Annotated in this window: 18 protein-coding genes; 9 read left to right on the top strand and 9 right to left on the bottom strand. The window is 63.1% G+C overall.

All coding sequences use genetic code 11. From position 1 onward, the window contains the following. The first annotated feature begins 285 nt into the window (after positions 1-285). From KI242_RS05630 to rlmF, 5 genes are all read left to right on the top strand, one after another. Positions 286-1776: a leucyl aminopeptidase gene (locus tag KI242_RS05630; protein ID WP_065364580.1), complete on the top strand. Its 1491-nt coding sequence runs from the start codon at positions 286-288 to the stop codon at positions 1774-1776. A gap of 59 nt (positions 1777-1835) precedes the next feature. Next, positions 1836-2264, top strand: coding sequence for a DNA polymerase III subunit chi (locus tag KI242_RS05625; protein WP_015634262.1), 429 nt, complete (start codon positions 1836-1838; stop codon positions 2262-2264). Between the two features lie 7 nt (positions 2265-2271). Then, entirely contained in the window at positions 2272-2748 is a 477-nt protein-coding gene (locus KI242_RS05620) for a hypothetical protein (RefSeq protein WP_041116109.1), read from the top strand. Between the two features lie 119 nt (positions 2749-2867). Next, complete coding sequence (locus tag KI242_RS05615; protein WP_053156478.1) at positions 2868-5714, top strand: valine--tRNA ligase; 2847 nt, start codon at positions 2868-2870, stop codon at positions 5712-5714. A 204-nt stretch (positions 5715-5918) separates the two neighbouring features. Beyond that, positions 5919-6944, top strand: a complete 1026-nt coding sequence (gene rlmF / locus KI242_RS05610) for a 23S rRNA (adenine(1618)-N(6))-methyltransferase RlmF (protein ID WP_053149153.1) — start codon at positions 5919-5921, stop codon at positions 6942-6944. 94 nt (positions 6945-7038) lie between these two features. On the opposite strand, the gene KI242_RS05605 is transcribed toward rlmF, so the two are convergent. Beyond that, positions 7039-7320: an HU family DNA-binding protein gene (locus KI242_RS05605; protein WP_003440137.1), complete on the bottom strand. Its 282-nt coding sequence runs from the start codon at positions 7318-7320 to the stop codon at positions 7039-7041. A gap of 394 nt (positions 7321-7714) precedes the next feature. On the opposite strand from KI242_RS05605, the gene yejK reads away from it, so the two are divergent. Together yejK and KI242_RS05595 are read left to right on the top strand one after the other, a co-directional pair. Continuing rightward, positions 7715-8719 carry a nucleoid-associated protein YejK gene (gene yejK, locus KI242_RS05600; RefSeq protein WP_011059411.1) on the top strand — a complete coding sequence of 335 codons (1005 nt, stop codon included), beginning with the start codon at positions 7715-7717 and terminating at the stop codon, positions 8717-8719. Continuing rightward, complete coding sequence (locus tag KI242_RS05595) at positions 8719-9072, top strand: glutaredoxin family protein (RefSeq protein ID WP_011059410.1); 354 nt, start codon at positions 8719-8721, stop codon at positions 9070-9072. The genes yejK and KI242_RS05595 overlap by 1 nt, the downstream gene beginning before the upstream one ends. Positions 9073-9163: 91 nt before the next feature. Here the strand turns inward: KI242_RS05595 and KI242_RS05590 are convergent, their stop codons facing one another. From KI242_RS05590 to KI242_RS05570, 5 genes are all read right to left on the bottom strand, one after another. Next, positions 9164-10099: a glutathione S-transferase family protein gene (locus KI242_RS05590; RefSeq protein ID WP_212805981.1), complete on the bottom strand. Its 936-nt coding sequence runs from the start codon at positions 10097-10099 to the stop codon at positions 9164-9166. A gap of 87 nt (positions 10100-10186) precedes the next feature. Continuing rightward, complete coding sequence (locus KI242_RS05585) at positions 10187-10507, bottom strand: GIY-YIG nuclease family protein (RefSeq protein ID WP_212805980.1); 321 nt, start codon at positions 10505-10507, stop codon at positions 10187-10189. Between the two features lie 54 nt (positions 10508-10561). Next, positions 10562-11032 carry a nuclear transport factor 2 family protein gene (locus KI242_RS05580; RefSeq protein ID WP_011059407.1) on the bottom strand — a complete coding sequence of 157 codons (471 nt, stop codon included), beginning with the start codon at positions 11030-11032 and terminating at the stop codon, positions 10562-10564. A gap of 99 nt (positions 11033-11131) precedes the next feature. Beyond that, complete coding sequence (locus KI242_RS05575) at positions 11132-12424, bottom strand: CynX/NimT family MFS transporter (RefSeq protein WP_019096059.1); 1293 nt, start codon at positions 12422-12424, stop codon at positions 11132-11134. A gap of 13 nt (positions 12425-12437) precedes the next feature. Beyond that, a complete protein-coding gene (locus KI242_RS05570; RefSeq protein WP_011059405.1) occupies positions 12438-13097 on the bottom strand; it encodes a FadR/GntR family transcriptional regulator in 660 nt (219 codons plus the stop codon). Between the two features lie 165 nt (positions 13098-13262). Here KI242_RS05570 and KI242_RS05565 point away from each other — a divergent pair, with 165 nt between their 5' ends. Further along, entirely contained in the window at positions 13263-13574 is a 312-nt protein-coding gene (locus KI242_RS05565) for a type II toxin-antitoxin system MqsR family toxin (RefSeq protein ID WP_077933388.1), read from the top strand. Then, entirely contained in the window at positions 13571-14053 is a 483-nt protein-coding gene (locus KI242_RS05560) for a type II toxin-antitoxin system MqsA family antitoxin (RefSeq protein ID WP_077933387.1), read from the top strand. The genes KI242_RS05565 and KI242_RS05560 overlap by 4 nt, the downstream gene beginning before the upstream one ends. 65 nt (positions 14054-14118) lie before the next feature. On the opposite strand, the gene KI242_RS05555 is transcribed toward KI242_RS05560, so the two are convergent. The 3 genes from KI242_RS05555 to KI242_RS05545 are packed head-to-tail and all read right to left on the bottom strand — an operon-like array spanning position 14119 to position 17183. Further along, on the bottom strand, positions 14119-14883 hold the full coding sequence (locus KI242_RS05555) for an amino acid ABC transporter ATP-binding protein (RefSeq protein WP_011059402.1): 765 nt from the start codon (positions 14881-14883) through the stop codon (positions 14119-14121). A 10-nt stretch (positions 14884-14893) separates the two neighbouring features. Next, positions 14894-15991: an amino acid ABC transporter permease gene (locus KI242_RS05550; protein ID WP_011059401.1), complete on the bottom strand. Its 1098-nt coding sequence runs from the start codon at positions 15989-15991 to the stop codon at positions 14894-14896. A 10-nt stretch (positions 15992-16001) separates the two neighbouring features. After that, a complete protein-coding gene (locus KI242_RS05545; protein ID WP_011059400.1) occupies positions 16002-17183 on the bottom strand; it encodes an amino acid ABC transporter permease in 1182 nt (393 codons plus the stop codon). Positions 17184-17211: the final 28 nt, after the last annotated feature.

Below are 17211 nucleotides of genomic sequence, written 5' to 3'. Positions count from 1 at the left end.
AGGCTAAGGCGGCCGAACAAGCAAACGTATCGAGCCGGCCCCAGACGCGGGGCCGCCGAAAAAAGATGGCGCATTATCCTGTGATTGCGCGCGCCTGTCACGGAGGATGCTCACCCAGCGCTCTAATGCGCCGAAACTGGCCCATGCGAGGGTTGTCAGCCGCGACCGGCGAGGTTCAAACTGGCGGCTTTGTCGTCGGCAGCATGCGGCGTCTTCTTCTATATAGATAAGCTCGGCGCAGGACAGCCTCCTGCGCTCTTTGACCATTTATTCAGGGACCCAGACATGGAACTGGTTGTAAAAAGCGTTAGCCCGGAAACGTTGAAGACTGCCACCCTGGTGGTCGCCGTCGGCGAAGGCCGCAAACTCGGCAGCGTTGCCAAGCAACTCGACGAACTCAGCGGCGGCGCCATCAGCGCCGTACTCAAGCGCGGCGACCTGGCCGGCAAGGTCGGCCAGAGCCTGCTGCTGCACGGCGTGGCCAAGCTCAAGGCCGAGCGGGTGCTGCTGGTAGGCACCGGCAAGGACGGCGAACTGGGCGACCGCCCGTTCCGCAAGATCATCAGCGGCGTGCTCACCACCCTCAAGGGCCTGGGCGGCAGCGACGCCGTGCTGGCGCTGGATGAAGTCGTGGTCAAGGGCCGCGACAGCTACGGCAAGACCCGCCTGCTGGCGGAAACCCTGGTGGACGGTGGTTATGTCTTCGACCGCTACAAGAGCCAGAAGGCAGAGCCCCGCGCCCTGAAGAAAATCACCCTGCTGACCATCAAGGCCGCCGAAGCCGAAGTCCAGCGCGGCGTAACCCATGCCCAGGCCATCGCCAACGGCATGGCCTTTACCCGCGACCTGGGCAACCTGCCGCCGAACGTCTGCCACCCGACCTTCCTCGGCGAACAGGCCAAGGCCCTGGGCAAGGAGTTCAAGGGCCTGAAGGTCGAGGTCCTCGACGAGAAGAAGATCAAGGAACTGGGCATGGGCTCGTTCTATGCCGTGGGCCAGGGCAGCGACCAGCCGCCACGCCTGATCGTCATGCAGTACAACGGCGGCAAGAAGTCCGAGAAGCCGTTCGCCCTGGTGGGCAAGGGCATCACTTTCGACACCGGCGGTATCAGCCTCAAGCCGGGCGCCGGCATGGATGAAATGAAGTACGACATGGGCGGCGCCGCCAGTGTGTTCGGCACCCTGCGCGCCGTGCTGGAGCTGAAGCTGCCGATCAACCTGGTGTGCATCCTGGCCTGCGCCGAGAACATGCCCAGCGGTGGCGCCGCGCGCCCTGGCGACATCGTCACCACCATGAGCGGGCAGACCGTGGAGATCCTCAACACCGACGCCGAAGGCCGCCTGGTGCTGTGCGATGCCCTGACCTACTCCGAGCGCTTCAAGCCACAGGCCGTGATCGATATTGCCACCCTCACCGGTGCCTGCGTGGTCGCCCTGGGCGCCCATACTTCGGGCCTGCTGGGCAACAACGACGAACTGATCGGCCAACTGCTCAGCGCCGGCCAGCAAGCCGACGACCGCGCCTGGCAACTGCCGTTGTTCGACGAGTACCAGGAGCAACTGGACAGCCCGTTCGCCGACATCGCCAACATCGGCGGGCCGAAGGCCGGCACCATCACCGCCGCCTGCTTCCTCTCGCGCTTCACCAAGAACCTCAACTGGGCGCACCTGGACATCGCCGGCACTGCCTGGACCAGCGGTGGCAAGGACAAGGGCGCCACTGGCCGTCCGGTCCCCCTGCTGACCCAATACCTGCTGGACCGCGCCAAAGCCTGAAACCATGACCGCAGGGGGCGCCGCATGAAGGCGGCGCCCTCCTCGGCTCAGGAAGCCCAATGACCAAAGTCGACTTCTATATTCTTCCCAGCGCGGACCCTGCGGCGCGCCTGGATTTTGCCTGCAAGCTCACCGACAAGGCCTGGCGCATGGGCCACCGCATCTACCTGCATTGCAGCGATGCAGAGCAACGGGACGAGCTCGATGCCCGCCTGTGGCGCTTCAAGGGCGAAACCTTCGTCCCCCACGGCCCGGCGGAAAGCGAACCCGAAAGCCTGATCGTCCTCGGCCTCGGCCAGGACCCCGGCCCCCACAATGACCTGCTGGTGAACCTGGACCTGAAAGTGCCGGCCTTCGCCCCGCGTTTTGCCCGGATTGCCGAGGTGGTGGTAGAAGACCCCGCTATTCGTCAGGCGGCCCGCGAGAGTTTCCGTTTCTATCGCGAACAGGGCTATCCTCTGCAAGATCACCGTTTACAGCGACTCTGAGCACCCGATGGACACTCCCAATCCGCTGCAAAAGCCCGCGCACCTGCTGGATGACCTCGAGTCGATCCGTAAACTGCTCGGCGATGAAAACCTGCAACCGCCACTGCTGACCGAGACCGTCAGCAGCGAAGTACAGATTCCCCTGCTGTTCGACATGGTGGGCAACCAGCAGCCGGCCGCTGCCCAAGCCGCCCCTGCTGCACCTGCCAAGGCGCAACCCGCGCCAGCCGCCGCACCCGCACCGGCTCAAGCGGCGACACCCGCTCCAGTACCTGCTGCGGCGGCCCCCGTCGCCAAGCCTGCCCCCGCCAGCAACAACGCCGATGCCTTGCTGCACCTGGACAGCGAACTGCGCGCCGCCGCACAACTGATCATGCAGGACGTGATCGACGACTTCGCGCCGCATATCGAAACCGAGATCAAGCGTCGCCTCGACGCCCGCCTGGAACGCCTGCTCGCAGCGGCCACCAGCGGCAAACCATAAGCCACACGCAAAAGCCGGGCCGGGCCATCTTGTCGCTTGCCGCAGGTGGCTTGCTGCCGCCCCCCTCCGCTATACTTCCCGGCTTTTCCTGAATAAATGCCAATAGGGTCCCGCCGCGCATGGATAAGACCTACCAGCCGCACGCCATTGAAACTTCCTGGTACCAGACCTGGGAGTCCGAGAACTACTTCGCCCCGCAAGGCGCGGGCGACTCCTACACCATCATGATCCCGCCGCCGAACGTCACCGGCAGCCTGCACATGGGCCACGGCTTCAACAACGCGATCATGGACGCCCTGATCCGTTTCCGCCGCATGCAGGGTCGCAACACCCTGTGGCAGCCGGGCACCGACCACGCCGGCATCGCCACGCAAATGCTAGTGGAGCGCCAGATCGAAGCCCAGGGCCAGAATCGCCATGACCTGGGCCGGGAAAAATTCCTCGAAAAAGTCTGGGAATGGAAGGATCAGTCCGGGGGCAACATCAGCCGCCAGATCCGCCGCCTGGGCTCCTCCGTGGACTGGAGCCGCGAGCGCTTCACCATGGACGACGGCCTCTCGGAAGCGGTGAAGGAAGCCTTCGTGCGCTTGCACGAAGACGGCCTGATCTACCGCGGCAAGCGCCTGGTGAACTGGGATACCAAGCTGCACACGGCGATTTCCGACCTCGAAGTGGAAAACCACGACGAGAAGGGTTTCCTGTGGAACCTCAAGTACCCGCTGGCCGACGGCGCCAAGACAGCCGAAGGCAACGACTACCTGATCGTCGCCACCACCCGTCCGGAAACCATGCTCGGTGACTCCGCCGTTGCGGTGAACCCTGAAGACGAGCGCTACAAGGCCCTGATCGGCAAATTCGTCGAGCTGCCCCTGGTGGGCCGCCGCATCCCGATCATCGCCGACGATTACTGCGACCCCGAATTCGGCACCGGCTGCGTGAAGATCACCCCGGCCCACGACTTCAACGACTATGAAGTCGGCAAGCGCCACAACCTGCCGCTGCTCAACATCTTCGACAAGAACGCCGCCGTACTGCCGGCCTGCCAAGTGTTCAACCTGGACGGCAGCCTGAACGACAGCATCGACGGCAAGATCCCGGCCGAGTACGTGGGCCTGGACCGCTTCGAAGCACGCAAGCAGATCGTGGCCGCGTTCGACGCCGCCGGCCTGCTGGTGAGCGTCGACGACCACGCGCTGAAAGTGCCGAAGGGCGACCGTTCCGGCACCGTCATCGAGCCGTGGCTGACCGACCAGTGGTATGTCTCCACCAAGCCGCTGGCAGAACCTGCCATCGCCGCCGTGGAAGACGGCCGCATCGCCTTCGTGCCCAAGCAGTACGAGAACATGTATTTCTCCTGGATGCGTGACATCCAGGACTGGTGCATCAGCCGCCAGCTGTGGTGGGGACACCGCATTCCGGCCTGGTACGACGAGTCGGGCAAAGTCTATGTCGGCCGCGACGAAGCGGAAGTACGGGCCAAGCACAACCTCGGCCCGGACGTTGCCCTGCAGCAGGACAACGACGTGCTCGACACCTGGTTCAGTTCGGGCCTGTGGACCTTCTCCACCCTGGGCTGGCCGGAGCAGACCGACTTCCTCAAGACCTTCCACCCCACCGACGTGCTGGTCACCGGCTTCGACATCATTTTCTTCTGGGTCGCCCGGATGATCATGCTCACCATGCACCTGGTGAAGAACGAAGACGGCACGCCGCAGGTTCCGTTCAAGACCGTGTACGTGCACGGCTTGGTCCGCGACGGCCAGGGCCAGAAGATGTCCAAGTCCAAGGGCAATGTCCTCGACCCGCTGGACATCATCGACGGTATCGACCTCGAAACCCTGGTGCAGAAGCGCACCACCGGCCTGATGCAGCCCAAACTGCAGAAAGCCATCGAGAAGCAGACCCGCGCCGAATTCGCCGACGGCATCGCCAGCTACGGCACCGACGCCCTGCGCTTCACCTTCTGCTCCCTGGCCACCACTGGTCGCGACATCAAGTTCGACATGGGCCGCGTCGAGGGTTACCGCAACTTCTGCAACAAGATCTGGAACGCCGCGCGCTACGTACTGGACAAGGGCGAAGACTGCGGCCAGAACGGCGAAGCTTACGAGCTGTCCCTGGCGGACCGCTGGATCATCTCGCAGCTGCAGCGCACTGAAGCCGAAGTCACCCGCCAACTCGACCAGTTCCGTTTCGACCTGGCCGCCCAGGCCCTGTACGAGTTCATCTGGAACCAGTACTGCGACTGGTACCTGGAGCTGTCCAAGCCCGTGCTGTGGGACGAGAACTCGCCGGTTGAACGCCAGCGCGGCACCCGTCGCACCCTGGTGCGCGTGCTGGAAGTGGCGCTGCGCCTGGCGCATCCGTTCATGCCGTTCATCACCGAGGAAATCTGGCAGCGCCTGGCGCCGTTGGCAGGCAGCACCGGCAAGACCATCATGCTGCAACCTTGGCCGGTGGCTAACGAAACCCGCATCGACCAAGGCGCCGAGGACGACATCGAATGGCTCAAGGGCCTGATGCTCGGCACTCGCAACATTCGCGCGGAAATGAACATCGGCCCGGGCAAGCCCCTGGCCCTGTTCCTGAAGAACGTCAGCGCCGAAGACCAGCGTCGCCTGACCGAGAACGAAGCCTTGCTGAAGAAGCTGGCCCGTCTCGAGTCCATCACTGTGTTGGCTGCCGGCGACGAAGCGCCGCTGTCCGCCACGGCCCTGGTGGGCGAGATGGAAGTGCTGGTGCCCATGGCCGGCCTGATCGACAAGGGCGCCGAACTGGCGCGCCTGGACAAGGAAATCCAGCGCCTGCAAGGCGAAGTGCAGCGAGTGGGCGGCAAGCTGTCCAACCCGTCCTTCGTCGACAAGGCCCCGGCCGAAGTGATCGAGAAGGAACGCGCCAAACTGGCCGAGGCCGAACAGGCCCTGGGCAAGCTGGCGGAGCAGCACGCACGGATCTCCAGCCTGTAACGGCGATTCGCGCAGTGTGAAAGAGGGAGGCCGCAAAGGCCTCCCTTTTTTATTGGCGGCAGATCGCTTTCGCTGGCAAGCCAGCGAAAGCGTTACGCGGTGGTTTGCCAGGAGCCGGCTTGCCGGCGGCGAAGCCTCCCGCCCCAACGCCGCAAGATATGGGACAATGCCCGCCACTTTGAACCAGCCCCGAATCGATCCCCCATGACCGCCCCCAACACCCCCAAGCCTGCGCGCAAAAAACCCAAGCCTGCCTCCCCAGCCAAAGCCGCCACGCCCCGGGAAAAGGCCAGCCTGCATCCGCGCAATCGTCACCAGGGGCGTTACGACTTCCCGCAACTGATCAAGAGCACACCGGAGTTGGGGCAGTTCGTGATCCTCAATCCCTATGGCAAGGAAAGCATCGACTTCGCCGACCCGGCCGCCGTGCGGGTATTCAACCGGGCCCTGCTCAAGGCCTTCTACGGCATCGCCCACTGGGATATTCCGGCGGACTTCCTCTGCCCGCCAGTGCCCGGTCGCGCTGACTATGTGCACTTCCTCGCCGATCTGCTGGCCAGCCACAACCAGGGTGAAATCCCTCGTGGCGCGGCCGTGCGGGTCCTGGATGTCGGGGTCGGCGCCAACTGCATCTACCCCCTGATCGGCTACAGCGACTACCGCTGGCAGTTCCTCGGCTCGGACATCGACAGCACCGCCCTGGCGGCGGCCAAGGCGATTGTCCAGGCCAACGGCTTGAACAAGGCCATCAGCCTGCGCCAGCAGGGCAATCCCAAGCAGATCCTCACCGGCCTGCTGGACAGCACCGAGCGTTTCGACCTGACAATGTGCAACCCGCCCTTCCATGCCTCCCTGGACGAAGCCACCCGCGGCAGCCAGCGCAAATGGCGAGCCCTGGGCAAGGCCGATCCCAAGCGCAAGCTGCCGGTGCTGAACTTCGGCGGCCAGGCACGGGAACTCTGGTGCGAGGGCGGCGAGATCCGTTTCGTCAGTCAGTTGATCAGCGAGAGCGCGGGCGTCGGCCAGCAAGTGCTGTGGTTCAGCACCCTGGTGTCAAAGGCTTCGAACCTGCCAGCCATTGAAAGCGCACTGAAAAAGGCCGGAGCCCTGGAAAGCCAGGTGGTGGAAATGTCCCAGGGACAGAAACAGAGCCGCTTCGTCGCCTGGACCTTCAAGGACAAGGCACAGCAACAGGCCTGGGGTCAGGAACGCTGGGTTAGGAAGAACTAGAGAGGCGGGGAATTCAAAGACGATTCACCTTGCGTGAATCGGTGTCACACAAACCGTGCCCGGAAGACTTCTGAGCACGGTTTCACTGCAAGTATTACTTGTTAACAGCGTCGGTCAGGCCTTTAGCCACAACCAGCTTGATAACTTTCTTGGCAGCGATTTCGATGGCAGCGCCAGTCGATGGGTTACGGCCAGTACGGGCAGGACGCTCGGTCACTTTCAGTTTGCCGATACCTGGCAGAGTGATTTCGCCGCCATTTTCCAATTGATCAGCAACGATCTGAGCCAGTTGGTCCAGGGCGTTACGCGCGGTGGTTTTCGGCGCGTCGATAGCTTCAGCGATATCAGCGATCAGTTGGTCTTTAGTAATAGCCATTGTGGTGTTCCTTCCCTATCAAATTCATTTGGATTGCAGAGTGCAGTGTCAGCCATCGAGCCAGATCTTGTGAATCTGGCACCCCGGTTACAACCACGACAGATCGGGGTTATAGATACCGAAATCAGGGTTTGGTTCGACCCGACAAATGCTGAATGCACGCTTAACGCTGAGACATCGCGTAAGACGGGGCAAAACTAGCACACAGACGGGGAAATATCCGCCTCTACCTAGCCATTTGGTCAGCTTTATTGCTCTAAATCGGTAAAAAAATGCATAAGCCTTACCGACGAGCCGTTCATCACCCGGCAAACCGCGCCAAAACCAGCGGGTGCGGTACACTGGGCACTTTTTCGGGGAGCCCGCCCTCCCCCTTCAATCAGCCGAGAAGCCCATGCCGATCCGTCATTGCATCGTCCACCTGATCGACAAAAAACCCGACGGCAGCCCAGCAGTCCTGCACGCCCGCGATTCCGAACTGGCAGAGTCCGCGGCCATCGAGAACATGCTCGCCGACCTCAATGAAAGCTATAACGCCAAACAGGGCAAAGCCTGGGGCCTGTTCCACCCCGAGTCCGGTGCGTTCCCCTTCAGCGGCTGGCTGAAGGAGTACCTGGACGGCGGCCAGGACTTCACCGCGTTCAGCCGGGTGGCGGTGGAGCATCTGCAGAAGCTGATGGAAGAGTCCAACCTGTCGGTGGGCGGCCACGTACTGTTCGCCCACTACCAGCAAGGCATGACCGACTACCTGGCGATCGCCCTGCTGCACCACAGTGAGGGCGTGGCGGTGACCGACCAGCTGGACGTGACGCCGTCCCGTCACCTGGACCTGGGCCAGCTGCATCTGGCGGCGCGGATCAACATCTCCGAATGGCAGAACAACAAGCAGTCCAAGCAGTACATCTCCTTTATCAAGGGCAAGAACGGCAAGAAGGTCTCGGAGTATTTCCGCGACTTCATCGGCTGCCAGGAAGGCGTCGACGGCCCGGGCGAGACCCGCACCCTGCTCAAGGCCTTCAGCGACTTCGTGGAAAGCGAGGACCTGCCGGAAGACTCGGCCCGGGAGAAGACCAAGACCCTGGTGGACTACGCCAGCAGCCAGGCCAAGCTCGGCGAACCCATGGGCCTGGAAGAACTCTCGGAACTGATCGACGAGGATCGCCCCAAGGCGTTCTACGATCACATCCGCAACAAGGACTACGGGCTGTCGCCGGAGATCCCCGCGGACAAGCGCACCCTGAACCAGTTCCGCCGCTTCACCGGTCGCGCCGAGGGCCTGTCCATCAGTTTCGAGGCCCATCTACTGGGTTCGAAGATCGAGTACGACGAAGAAGCCGGGACCCTGATCATCAAGGGCCTGCCCACCCAACTGACCGACCAGCTCAAGCGCCGTAACTGATGCTCCAGGGGGTATTGAAGAAGTTCCTGCTGATCCTGCTGGTGGTGGTGACCTACCAGCACTGGGGCAAGATCGAGCGGCTGTTCAACCCTTCGGCAATGGTCAGCGAAGAGACCCGCGAGCATGCCCGGGTGGTGCTGTACGCCACCGACTGGTGCGGCTACTGCAAGGCCACCCGGCGCTTTCTCGATCAGAAGGGCATTCCCTTCCGGGAATTCGACATCGAGAAAGACGCCGCGGCACGCCAGGCCTACACCGCCCTGGGCGGTGCCGGGATTCCGATCCTGGACGTGAATGGCACCCTGATCCGCACCTACGACCCCGACGCAATCATGGCCGCGCTGAAGCCCTAGGAGCCGTTTCCCTTGCCAGCGAAGGGGGCGGCCGCTCGTTCGTCGAACCTGGGAACGCCTTCGCAGGCAAGCCAGCTTCTGCAGATATGCATCACTGGGCCTGGATGCGAAAGCCCAGCCGTGGGAAGTGCACGTGGACCACTCCGGCACGTGGATCTTCACGGCGCAGGATCAGCTCTTCAGTACCGGCGAACAGCAACTCGCCCGCCACCGGGTCGACACCGTAGTCAGTCGCGGCAATCACCACCTGCTGACCCGCCTTGAAGCCGTTGGGGTCGACGAACTGTTCATCCGGGAGCGCCGTCGGGCTGGCACTGCGCGAGACCTCGAGGGCCTCTTCGGCGCTCATTTCGGTGAAGGAGCCATGCCCGAAACCCAGGACCCGCGCCAGCCAGCCAGCAACCGCCGGGTAGTCGTCCACCAGCGGCGCGGTCACCGGCGTGCCCTTGAGGAACCACAGCGGGTGAGCCAGGGCAATATCGGCAATCGACGGTTGGCCAAACAGGAAGTCCCCGGGCTCGCGCTGCAACTGCTGCTCCAGGCGCGCCATGAGGGTCGGCCACTGATGCTTGGCCACCTCCAGAGGCAGCCGGCTGGCGCTGCCGCCACTGAACAGCCCGGCACGGTCAGCCATGAAGGCCTTGACCGCTTCCGGCGGCAGCTTGCCGAAACGCACGGCTGCGGATTCAGGCTGGAATACCAGGGTCACCGCGTGCTGGAACACTACCGAATCGACCCAGGCGGCGAAGGCCGCACTGATCATTTCCTGGCCTTCGGGAAACAGCGCAGGCGAGGATTTTTCCTGCTCCAGGCGGCGCGCGATCAAGGCCGTGTCGCAATAGATATCCGCGCCGACCTGCAACACCGGGGTCTTGCGATAGCCACCGGTCAGGGCGGTCAGGTCGGGCTTGGGCATCACCGGGGAAATCTTCACCGAGCGCCAGGACAGCCCCTTGAAACCCATCAACAAGCGGGCTTTTTCCGCAAAGGGAGAGGTCGGGTAATGGTGGAGAATCAACTCTGACATGCTGGGGTCCGCCGGAAGAGGGAGAGCGCTGAGCTTAGCGCGCAATCCGTGGACGGCCTACAGATCCGGCTGATGAGAACCTATCAGTCAGATTGATGCCGCGGCGGTGGCCGAAGCCACCAGGCATTCCTTGGCACTCTTCCTGAGCTTCTTGATCAGCCGCTCCTGGCGCAAGGCTTCGCCCTTGTTCCGGCAAGCCTCGGTATAGACCAGCGCCACCGCCGGGCTGGAGAGAAAGAAACGCGCGCCCTTGCCGCTCTGGTGCTTGGCGAAGCGCTTCACGGGGTCGTCGCTGATACCGCAGTACAGGGCACCGTTGGCCGCCCGCACCAGATACACGAACCAGGGCTTGGCGTCAGTGGCAGGCTGCGCCGTTTCGGCACTGGAGGATGAAAGAGGGCTGGTCACAAAAGGTATCGAGGCCTGTGGATAACAAGCCGCGATCTTAGCAGAGGATGGCTTTCAGCGACCGCTCTGGAAGGCCTTGAGCCCCTTGCGCGCCTGGGCTCGAACAGCATTCTTGAGCAGCGGCGTCCAGCCCAGCAGCAGGCCCTTGGTGCCCAGGGCCTGGCGCGCCCAACGCCACATGTCGAACTGATCGTGATGCTCGCAGATCTTGCCGTCGCGAAACACGAACCGGGCCTGGATATCGTTGATCACCGTATTGCCGGTCTGGCTGAACAGGTAGGTGGCAACCCAGTGCGCGCCGCCGGAATTCGAGTCGGCTCGCACCTGATCGAAAGTCAGGGAAAAGTCCTTGGCACGGGAGGTGAGCATGCGCCACATATCGCCGGCATCACGCCCGCGCAACTCGCCGAACGCCGGGTCACTGAACAGCACATCCTCGGTGTAGCAGGCGCTCATGGCCTCGGCATCCAGGCGCTGGAAAGCCTGATAGAACTCGGTGATCAGGGCGCGATGGGCATCACTCATGAACGGACTCCGAAAGGGCAAGGGGGATGCAGCACAATAATCCGCAACCCCGGCGAACACTATCGGCATTTACCGGGCAAATAGCGCAAGCAAGGCCCGTCAGATTCTCTCGCTCTGCACCTGCACATGCAGCGAACGACCGGCGCCCAGCCCGGCAATGATCGCACCGCAGCCCAACACCGCGAAAATCCAGCCCACAGCGTTCCAGCCCCCGGTCCAGTCGTGCACCAGGCCCACCGCAAACGGCCCCATGGAAGCCAGGGTGTAGCCGATGCCCTGGGCCATGCTCGACAGGTTGGCCGCCACATGGGGGTCCCGGGAGCGCAGCACGATCAGGGTCAGGGCCAGGCTGAAGGTGCCGCCCTGCCCCAGGCCCAGCAGGACCGCCCAGCCCCACAGGCCCTCGATGGGCGCGTACAGGCAACCGAACAGGCCGCCCAGGGTCATCAGCATGACAATCACGATGGCCAGGCGCTGGTCCTTGCCCCGGGTCGCCAGCCAGGGCGCCGCCAGAGAACTGGCCAATTGCACGATCACCGAACCGGACAGCACCAGCCCGGCCTGGGTCGGGGTCAGCCCACGGCCGATCAGGATCGACGGCAACCAGCCAAACACGATGTATGCCAGGGAGGATTGCAGGCCCATGTACAGGGTTACCTGCCAGGCCAGGCGGTCCCGCAGCAGGCCGCGCACGCGAAAGGCCACATGGTGAGCACCGTGCTTGTGCCCCACCTGAGGCAACCAGAACAGGGCCGCCACCAGCGCCGGCACCACCCAGAAGCCCAGCCCCATGGCCCAACTGCCCCCGAAATGCTGGCTCAGAGGCACCGTGGCCCCCGCCGCCATCGCCGCGCCCAGGCACAGGGCCATGGTGTAGACCCCGGTCATGGTGCCCGCGTGCCGGGCGAAGTCACGCTTGACGATACCCGGCAGCAGCACCCCGATCACGCCGATGCTGGCGCCGGCCAGGATGCTCCCGGCAAACACTCCGACCTCACCGAAGGAACTGCGCAGCACAATGCCCAGGGCCAGGGTCATGAGGATGCCCAGCACCACCCGCTCGGCGCCGAAGCGCCGGGCCAGCAGCGGCGCCAAAGGCGCGAACAGCCCCAGGCACAGCACCGGCAAGGTAGTCAGCAGCCCGGCCTTGGCGGCCGATAGCCCCAGGTGCTGCGACACATCACTGAGCAGTGGCGCCATGCTCGACAGCGCCGGACGCAGGTTCAGCGCCACCAGGATCAGCCCCAGCAGCAACAGCCAGGGGCGCTGCAGAGGCGGTGGAGCCTGCTGCACCTCCTCATCATCAGCCTCGGCGTCGATCAGCAGCTCTTCGAGCTCGGCGGAACGCCGAGGCGAGGACGGGGTATTCGCAGGTACCGTTTGATTGGACATGGAGGTCTCGGACTCAGGATTCGTTGATCAGCTGGCGGGAAATGTTCTTGGCTCGTTCGGGGTCGCGTTGCTCGATGGCATCCAGCAGGTGCTGGTGCCGATCGAAGACTTCCTGACGCCTGGGGGTCACGGTCAGGGTCTGGCGCAACTGGGCGCCGACCACGCTGGAGAAATAGCGATACAGCTGGCTGAGGGTCGGGTTGTGGGCGGCGTCCACCAGGCGCTGGTGAAACACCAGGTCGCAGGCGATATAGCTTTCCAGCTCGCCATGAAAGTGCCCGCCGCTCACGGCCAGCGCATCGCTCAGGGCGTGCAGGTCCTCGTCGGTACGGCGCAGGGCGGCCAGGCCGACGGCCTCAACTTCCAGAATGTGGCGGGTTTCCCGGGCCTGCTCCAGGGAGCACTGGGACAGTGCCTGGAGCATGTCCAAGGGATCGGCCACCGCCCGCAGGTAACTGCCGTCACCCTGGCGGATCTCGATCAGCCCGGAAAACGCCAGTACTCGCAGGGCCTCGCGGACGGTGTTGCGGCTGATGCCCAGCTCACTGGCCAGTTCAGGTTCGGTGGGCAGGCGCTGGCCCACGACCCAGGCGCCATTGGTGATGCGCAGGCGCAATTGCTCCAGGGCCTGGTCGACCAGGGAACGTTTGATCAGGGGGGATATTTCGCTCATTGAACTCACTCTTTCATCCAATCATCGGACGAATTGCCTGGCATGGTATTCAGACCTTTACCAGAGTTCAACGTTTTAGGCTGGAGCAGGCACTTTCGCCATTTCAGCCAGGCCTTGACAAAAAACCCTATAAGGGTAATTTCGAGTCAGCCTCAAGGGTGTCTCATGGAAAAGAAAACACCTCATTACGACCTGTCGCTGATCAAGGCACAGGTCGTTCGGCAAGGGGCGCAAGCCTTCACTCGAAGCGCGTTGCTCTGTGGCAAGGAACTCGGATTGTCCTTGGCGGCCATGCAACGAGTGATAGCCGGACTCCAGGGCAGCATGCTCTACAAATCGATGACCACCTATCACGATCACCGGGTGTGGCAGGACGTGTATTACACCGGCATCGATAACCGGACGCTCTACATCAAGATCACCCAGCGCCCCGGCATAGGGCCTCCAGTGATCTCCTTCAAGGAGGCACAAGCATGAAACGACAACAGTGCTACAGCTGCGGCGCTCCCACCGGCATGCTGGCGTTCGAGCAGCGCAGCGAGCTCATCGACTACCGGCATCTGCAGCGTCACCTCCATGGCCTGGCGGGTTGGGAATGCCAGGAATGCGGTGAAATCGAATTCGACGCACCGAGTGCAGAACGCTACGCCGCCGCGGGCGACCAATTGCTGGAGGAGTACCGGCAGGTCGTCGCCGCAGACATGAAGCGCATCCGCCGCAAGCTGCACCTTTCCCAGAAAGAAGCGGTCAGGCTGCTGTCGGGTGGCGGGCACAATGCCTTTTCCCGCTATGAGCGCGGCGAAGTCGGTGCCCCTCAACCGCTGTACATGCTGATGCGCCTGCTGGATCGCCACCCGCAGTTGATGAAGGACGTACTGGAGCTCAGCGAACCGCAACTGGCGCCCTCAGCCTTGAGCGACCAACCCGAACCACAGCTCGGCGCTGCCGGCCGTTGAACGCCGGGCAAAAATAAACCCGGAGCCAGTCCGGGTTTATCGTCAGCGCAGGCCCCGCAGCAGCATCAATGCAGGATCTGGCTCAGGAACAGCTTGGTACGGTCGTTCTGCGGGTTGTCGAAGAAGTCGTTGGGCGCCGCCTGCTCGACGATCTCGCCCTTGTCCATGAAGATCACCCGGTTGGCCACGGTGCGGGCAAAGCCCATTTCGTGGGTCACGCAGAGCATGGTCATGCCGTCTTCGGCCAGGCCGATCATGGTGTCCAGCACCTCCTTGACCATCTCCGGGTCGAGGGCCGAGGTGGGCTCGTCAAAGAGCATGATCTTGGGCTTCATGCACAACGCCCGGGCAATCGCCACCCGTTGCTGCTGGCCACCGGAGAGCTGGCCAGGGTACTTGTTGGCCTGCTCCGGAATGCGCACTCGCTCCAGGTAATGCATGGCGATTTCCTCGGCCTTGCGCTTGGGCATCTTGCGTACCCACATCGGCGCCAACGTGCAGTTCTGCAAAATGGTCAGGTGCGGGAACAGGTTGAAGTGCTGGAACACCATGCCCACTTCCCGGCGAATGGCCTCGATCTGCTTGAGGTCGTTGGTCAGCTCCACGCCGTCCACCACGATGCGCCCCTGCTGGTGCTCTTCCAGGCGGTTGAGGCAACGGATGGTGGTGGATTTGCCCGAACCCGAAGGCCCGCACAGGACAATGCGCTCGCCTTGGCGGACGTTGAGGTTGATGTCCTTCAACACGTGGAACTGGCCGTACCACTTGTTCACACCCTGCATCTGAATAATGCCTTCAGGGCCCACAGGCTTTTTGCTCGCTTGACTCATGGAGATACTCCTAACGCTTGTGGCCTGTGTCCAACTTACGCTCCAGGTGCATGGAGTAGCGGGACATACCAAAACAGAAAATCCAGAACACCAGGGCCGCGAAGACATAGCCTTCGGTGGCCATGCCCAGCCATTTGGGGTCGGCGGCGGCTTGCTTGACGCTGTTGAGCAGGTCGAACAGGCCGATGATGATCACCAGGCTGGTGTCCTTGAACAGGGCGATGAAGGTGTTGACGATGCCGGGAATCACCAGCTTCAGGGCCTGCGGCAGAATCACCAGCCCCATGGCACGCCAGTAGCCCAGGCCCATGGCCGCAGCCGCTTCGTACTGGCCCTTGGGAATGGCCTGCAAGCCACCCCGCACCACCTCGGCCACATAGGCCGACTGGAACAGGATCACCCCGATCAGCGCACGCAACAGCTTGTCGAAGTTCATGCCTTCGGGCAGGAACAGCGGCAGCATCACCGAGGACATGAACAGCACGGTGATCAGCGGCACGCCGCGCCAGAACTCGATGAAGGTCACGCAGACCACGCGGATCGCCGGCAGGTTGGAGCGCCTTCCCAATGCCAGCAGGATTCCCAGCGGCAGTGCCCCGGCGATGCCCACGGTGGCAATCACCAGGGTCAGCATCAGGCCACCCCACTGGCTGGTGGCCACCGTGCTCAGGCCCAGGTAACCGCCGTGCAACAGGCTGTAGGCAATGATCGGGTAACCCACCAGGAAGCACAGCCCGTATATCGCCTTGCGCGGGAAGCGCGAGATGAACAACGGTGCGGCACCGATCACCGCCAGCCACACGCTCAGGTCCACTCGCCAGCGCAGTTCCACCGGGTAGTAGCCGTACATGAACTGGCCGAAGCGCTGCTGGATGAACACCCAGCAGGCGCCGCCCCTGGTGCAGTCGGCGCGAGAGGTACCGACCCAGTTGGCGTCGAGAATCGCCCAATGCAGCAGCGGCGGCACCACCAGGTAGATCAGGTAGAAGGCAAACAGGGTCAACAGGGTATTGAGCCAGTTGGAGAACATGTTGGCGCGCATCCACGCCAGCACGCCGATACTGCGGCTGGGCGGCGGCATATCGGGCTTGAAGGTATGAGTCGTCATGGGCGCTTCCTCACCGCTCGATCAGCGCAATGCGCTTGTTGTACCAGTTCATCAGCAGGGAAATGCTGATGCTGATCGCCAGGTACACGCTCATGGTGATGGCAATGACTTCAATGGCCTGGCCGGTCTGGTTGAGCACCGTGCCGGCGAACAGCGAAACCATTTCCGGGTAGCCGATACCCGCGGCCAGGGAAGAGTTCTTCGCCAGGTTCAGGTATTGGCTGGTCAGCGGCGGAATGATCACCCGCAGGGCCTGGGGAATGATCACCTTGCGCAGGGTCGGGCCGTTGCGCAGCCCCAGGGAGCGGGCCGCCTCGGTCTGGCCGTGGCTCACCGACTTGATCCCGGACCGCACGATCTCGGCGATGAACGCCGCGGTGTAGACAGTCAGGGCCAGGGTCAGGGCCAGCAGCTCGGGAATCAGTACCCAGCCGCCGACGAAATTGAACCCCGCCAGCTTCGGCATCTCCCAGTGCACCGGCGAGCCGAAGATCAGCGTGCACAACGCGGGAATCACCAACAGCAGGCCCAGGCCGCTCCAGAACTTGTGAAAAGGCACGCCGGTGGCCTCAAAGCGCCGGTTGGCCCAGCGGCACATCAGCGCGATGGCGCCGATGGCCAGGACCAGGCTTGCGACAAACGCCCAGAAACCGGGGGCCATCTGCGCCGCCGGCATGTTCAGGCCGCGGCTGCTGACAAAGAACATATCGCCAAAGTTGTGGCTGTTGCGCGGCCCCGGCATGGTCAGGAATACCGCGAAGTACCAGAACAGGATCTGCAGCAGCGGCGGAATGTTGCGGAACACTTCCACATACACCGTCGCCAGCTTGCTGATGATCCAGTTCGGCGATAGCCGCGCCACACCGATGATGAACCCCAGCAGGGTCGCGAGGATCACCCCGATAAAGGTCACCAGCAGGGTGTTGAGCAGGCCGATGACGAACACCCGGGCATAACTGTCCGCTTCGGTGTAGGCAATCAGGTGTTGCGCGATGCCGAACCCGGCGCTGCGCTCGAGAAAGTCGAAACCCGAGGTGATCCCTCGGTGCTGGAGGTTGGTTTGCGTGTTGTCGAACAGAAACCAGCCCAGCGAAACCACCGCCACCAGGGTGATGATCTGGAACAGCCAGGCGCGCACACGCGGGTCGCTGAGGCTAAGCCTCTGCTTGGGTGCGCCGATTGTATTTTGCATGAAGTGCCCCAGGAATAATGGAACAGAA

It is taken from the genome of Pseudomonas sp. Eqa60 (assembly GCF_018326405.1).
Classification (GTDB): domain Bacteria; phylum Pseudomonadota; class Gammaproteobacteria; order Pseudomonadales; family Pseudomonadaceae; genus Aquipseudomonas; species Aquipseudomonas protegens.
Note: the sequence above shows the minus strand (reverse complement) of the source record. Positions and strands in the feature narration are given on the sequence as shown.

Coding starts and splice junctions, on each gene's coding strand:
- KI242_RS05605 (WP_003440137.1), bottom strand. CDS start 7,320: ATGGCTATTACTAAAGACCAACTGATCGCTGATATCGCTGAAGCTATC.
- KI242_RS05555 (WP_011059402.1), bottom strand. CDS start 14,883: ATGAGTCAAGCGAGCAAAAAGCCTGTGGGCCCTGAAGGCATTATTCAG.
- KI242_RS05575 (WP_019096059.1), bottom strand. CDS start 12,424: ATGTCCAATCAAACGGTACCTGCGAATACCCCGTCCTCGCCTCGGCGT.
- KI242_RS05590 (WP_212805981.1), bottom strand. CDS start 10,099: ATGTCAGAGTTGATTCTCCACCATTACCCGACCTCTCCCTTTGCGGAA.
- KI242_RS05580 (WP_011059407.1), bottom strand. CDS start 11,032: ATGAGTGATGCCCATCGCGCCCTGATCACCGAGTTCTATCAGGCTTTC.
- KI242_RS05545 (WP_011059400.1), bottom strand. CDS start 17,183: ATGCAAAATACAATCGGCGCACCCAAGCAGAGGCTTAGCCTCAGCGAC.
- rlmF (WP_053149153.1), top strand. CDS start 5,919: ATGACCGCCCCCAACACCCCCAAGCCTGCGCGCAAAAAACCCAAGCCT.
- yejK (WP_011059411.1), top strand. CDS start 7,715: ATGCCGATCCGTCATTGCATCGTCCACCTGATCGACAAAAAACCCGAC.
- KI242_RS05595 (WP_011059410.1), top strand. CDS start 8,719: ATGCTCCAGGGGGTATTGAAGAAGTTCCTGCTGATCCTGCTGGTGGTG.
- KI242_RS05565 (WP_077933388.1), top strand. CDS start 13,263: ATGGAAAAGAAAACACCTCATTACGACCTGTCGCTGATCAAGGCACAG.
- KI242_RS05550 (WP_011059401.1), bottom strand. CDS start 15,991: ATGACGACTCATACCTTCAAGCCCGATATGCCGCCGCCCAGCCGCAGT.
- KI242_RS05620 (WP_041116109.1), top strand. CDS start 2,272: ATGGACACTCCCAATCCGCTGCAAAAGCCCGCGCACCTGCTGGATGAC.
- KI242_RS05560 (WP_077933387.1), top strand. CDS start 13,571: ATGAAACGACAACAGTGCTACAGCTGCGGCGCTCCCACCGGCATGCTG.
- KI242_RS05625 (WP_015634262.1), top strand. CDS start 1,836: ATGACCAAAGTCGACTTCTATATTCTTCCCAGCGCGGACCCTGCGGCG.
- KI242_RS05570 (WP_011059405.1), bottom strand. CDS start 13,097: ATGAGCGAAATATCCCCCCTGATCAAACGTTCCCTGGTCGACCAGGCC.
- KI242_RS05615 (WP_053156478.1), top strand. CDS start 2,868: ATGGATAAGACCTACCAGCCGCACGCCATTGAAACTTCCTGGTACCAG.
- KI242_RS05630 (WP_065364580.1), top strand. CDS start 286: ATGGAACTGGTTGTAAAAAGCGTTAGCCCGGAAACGTTGAAGACTGCC.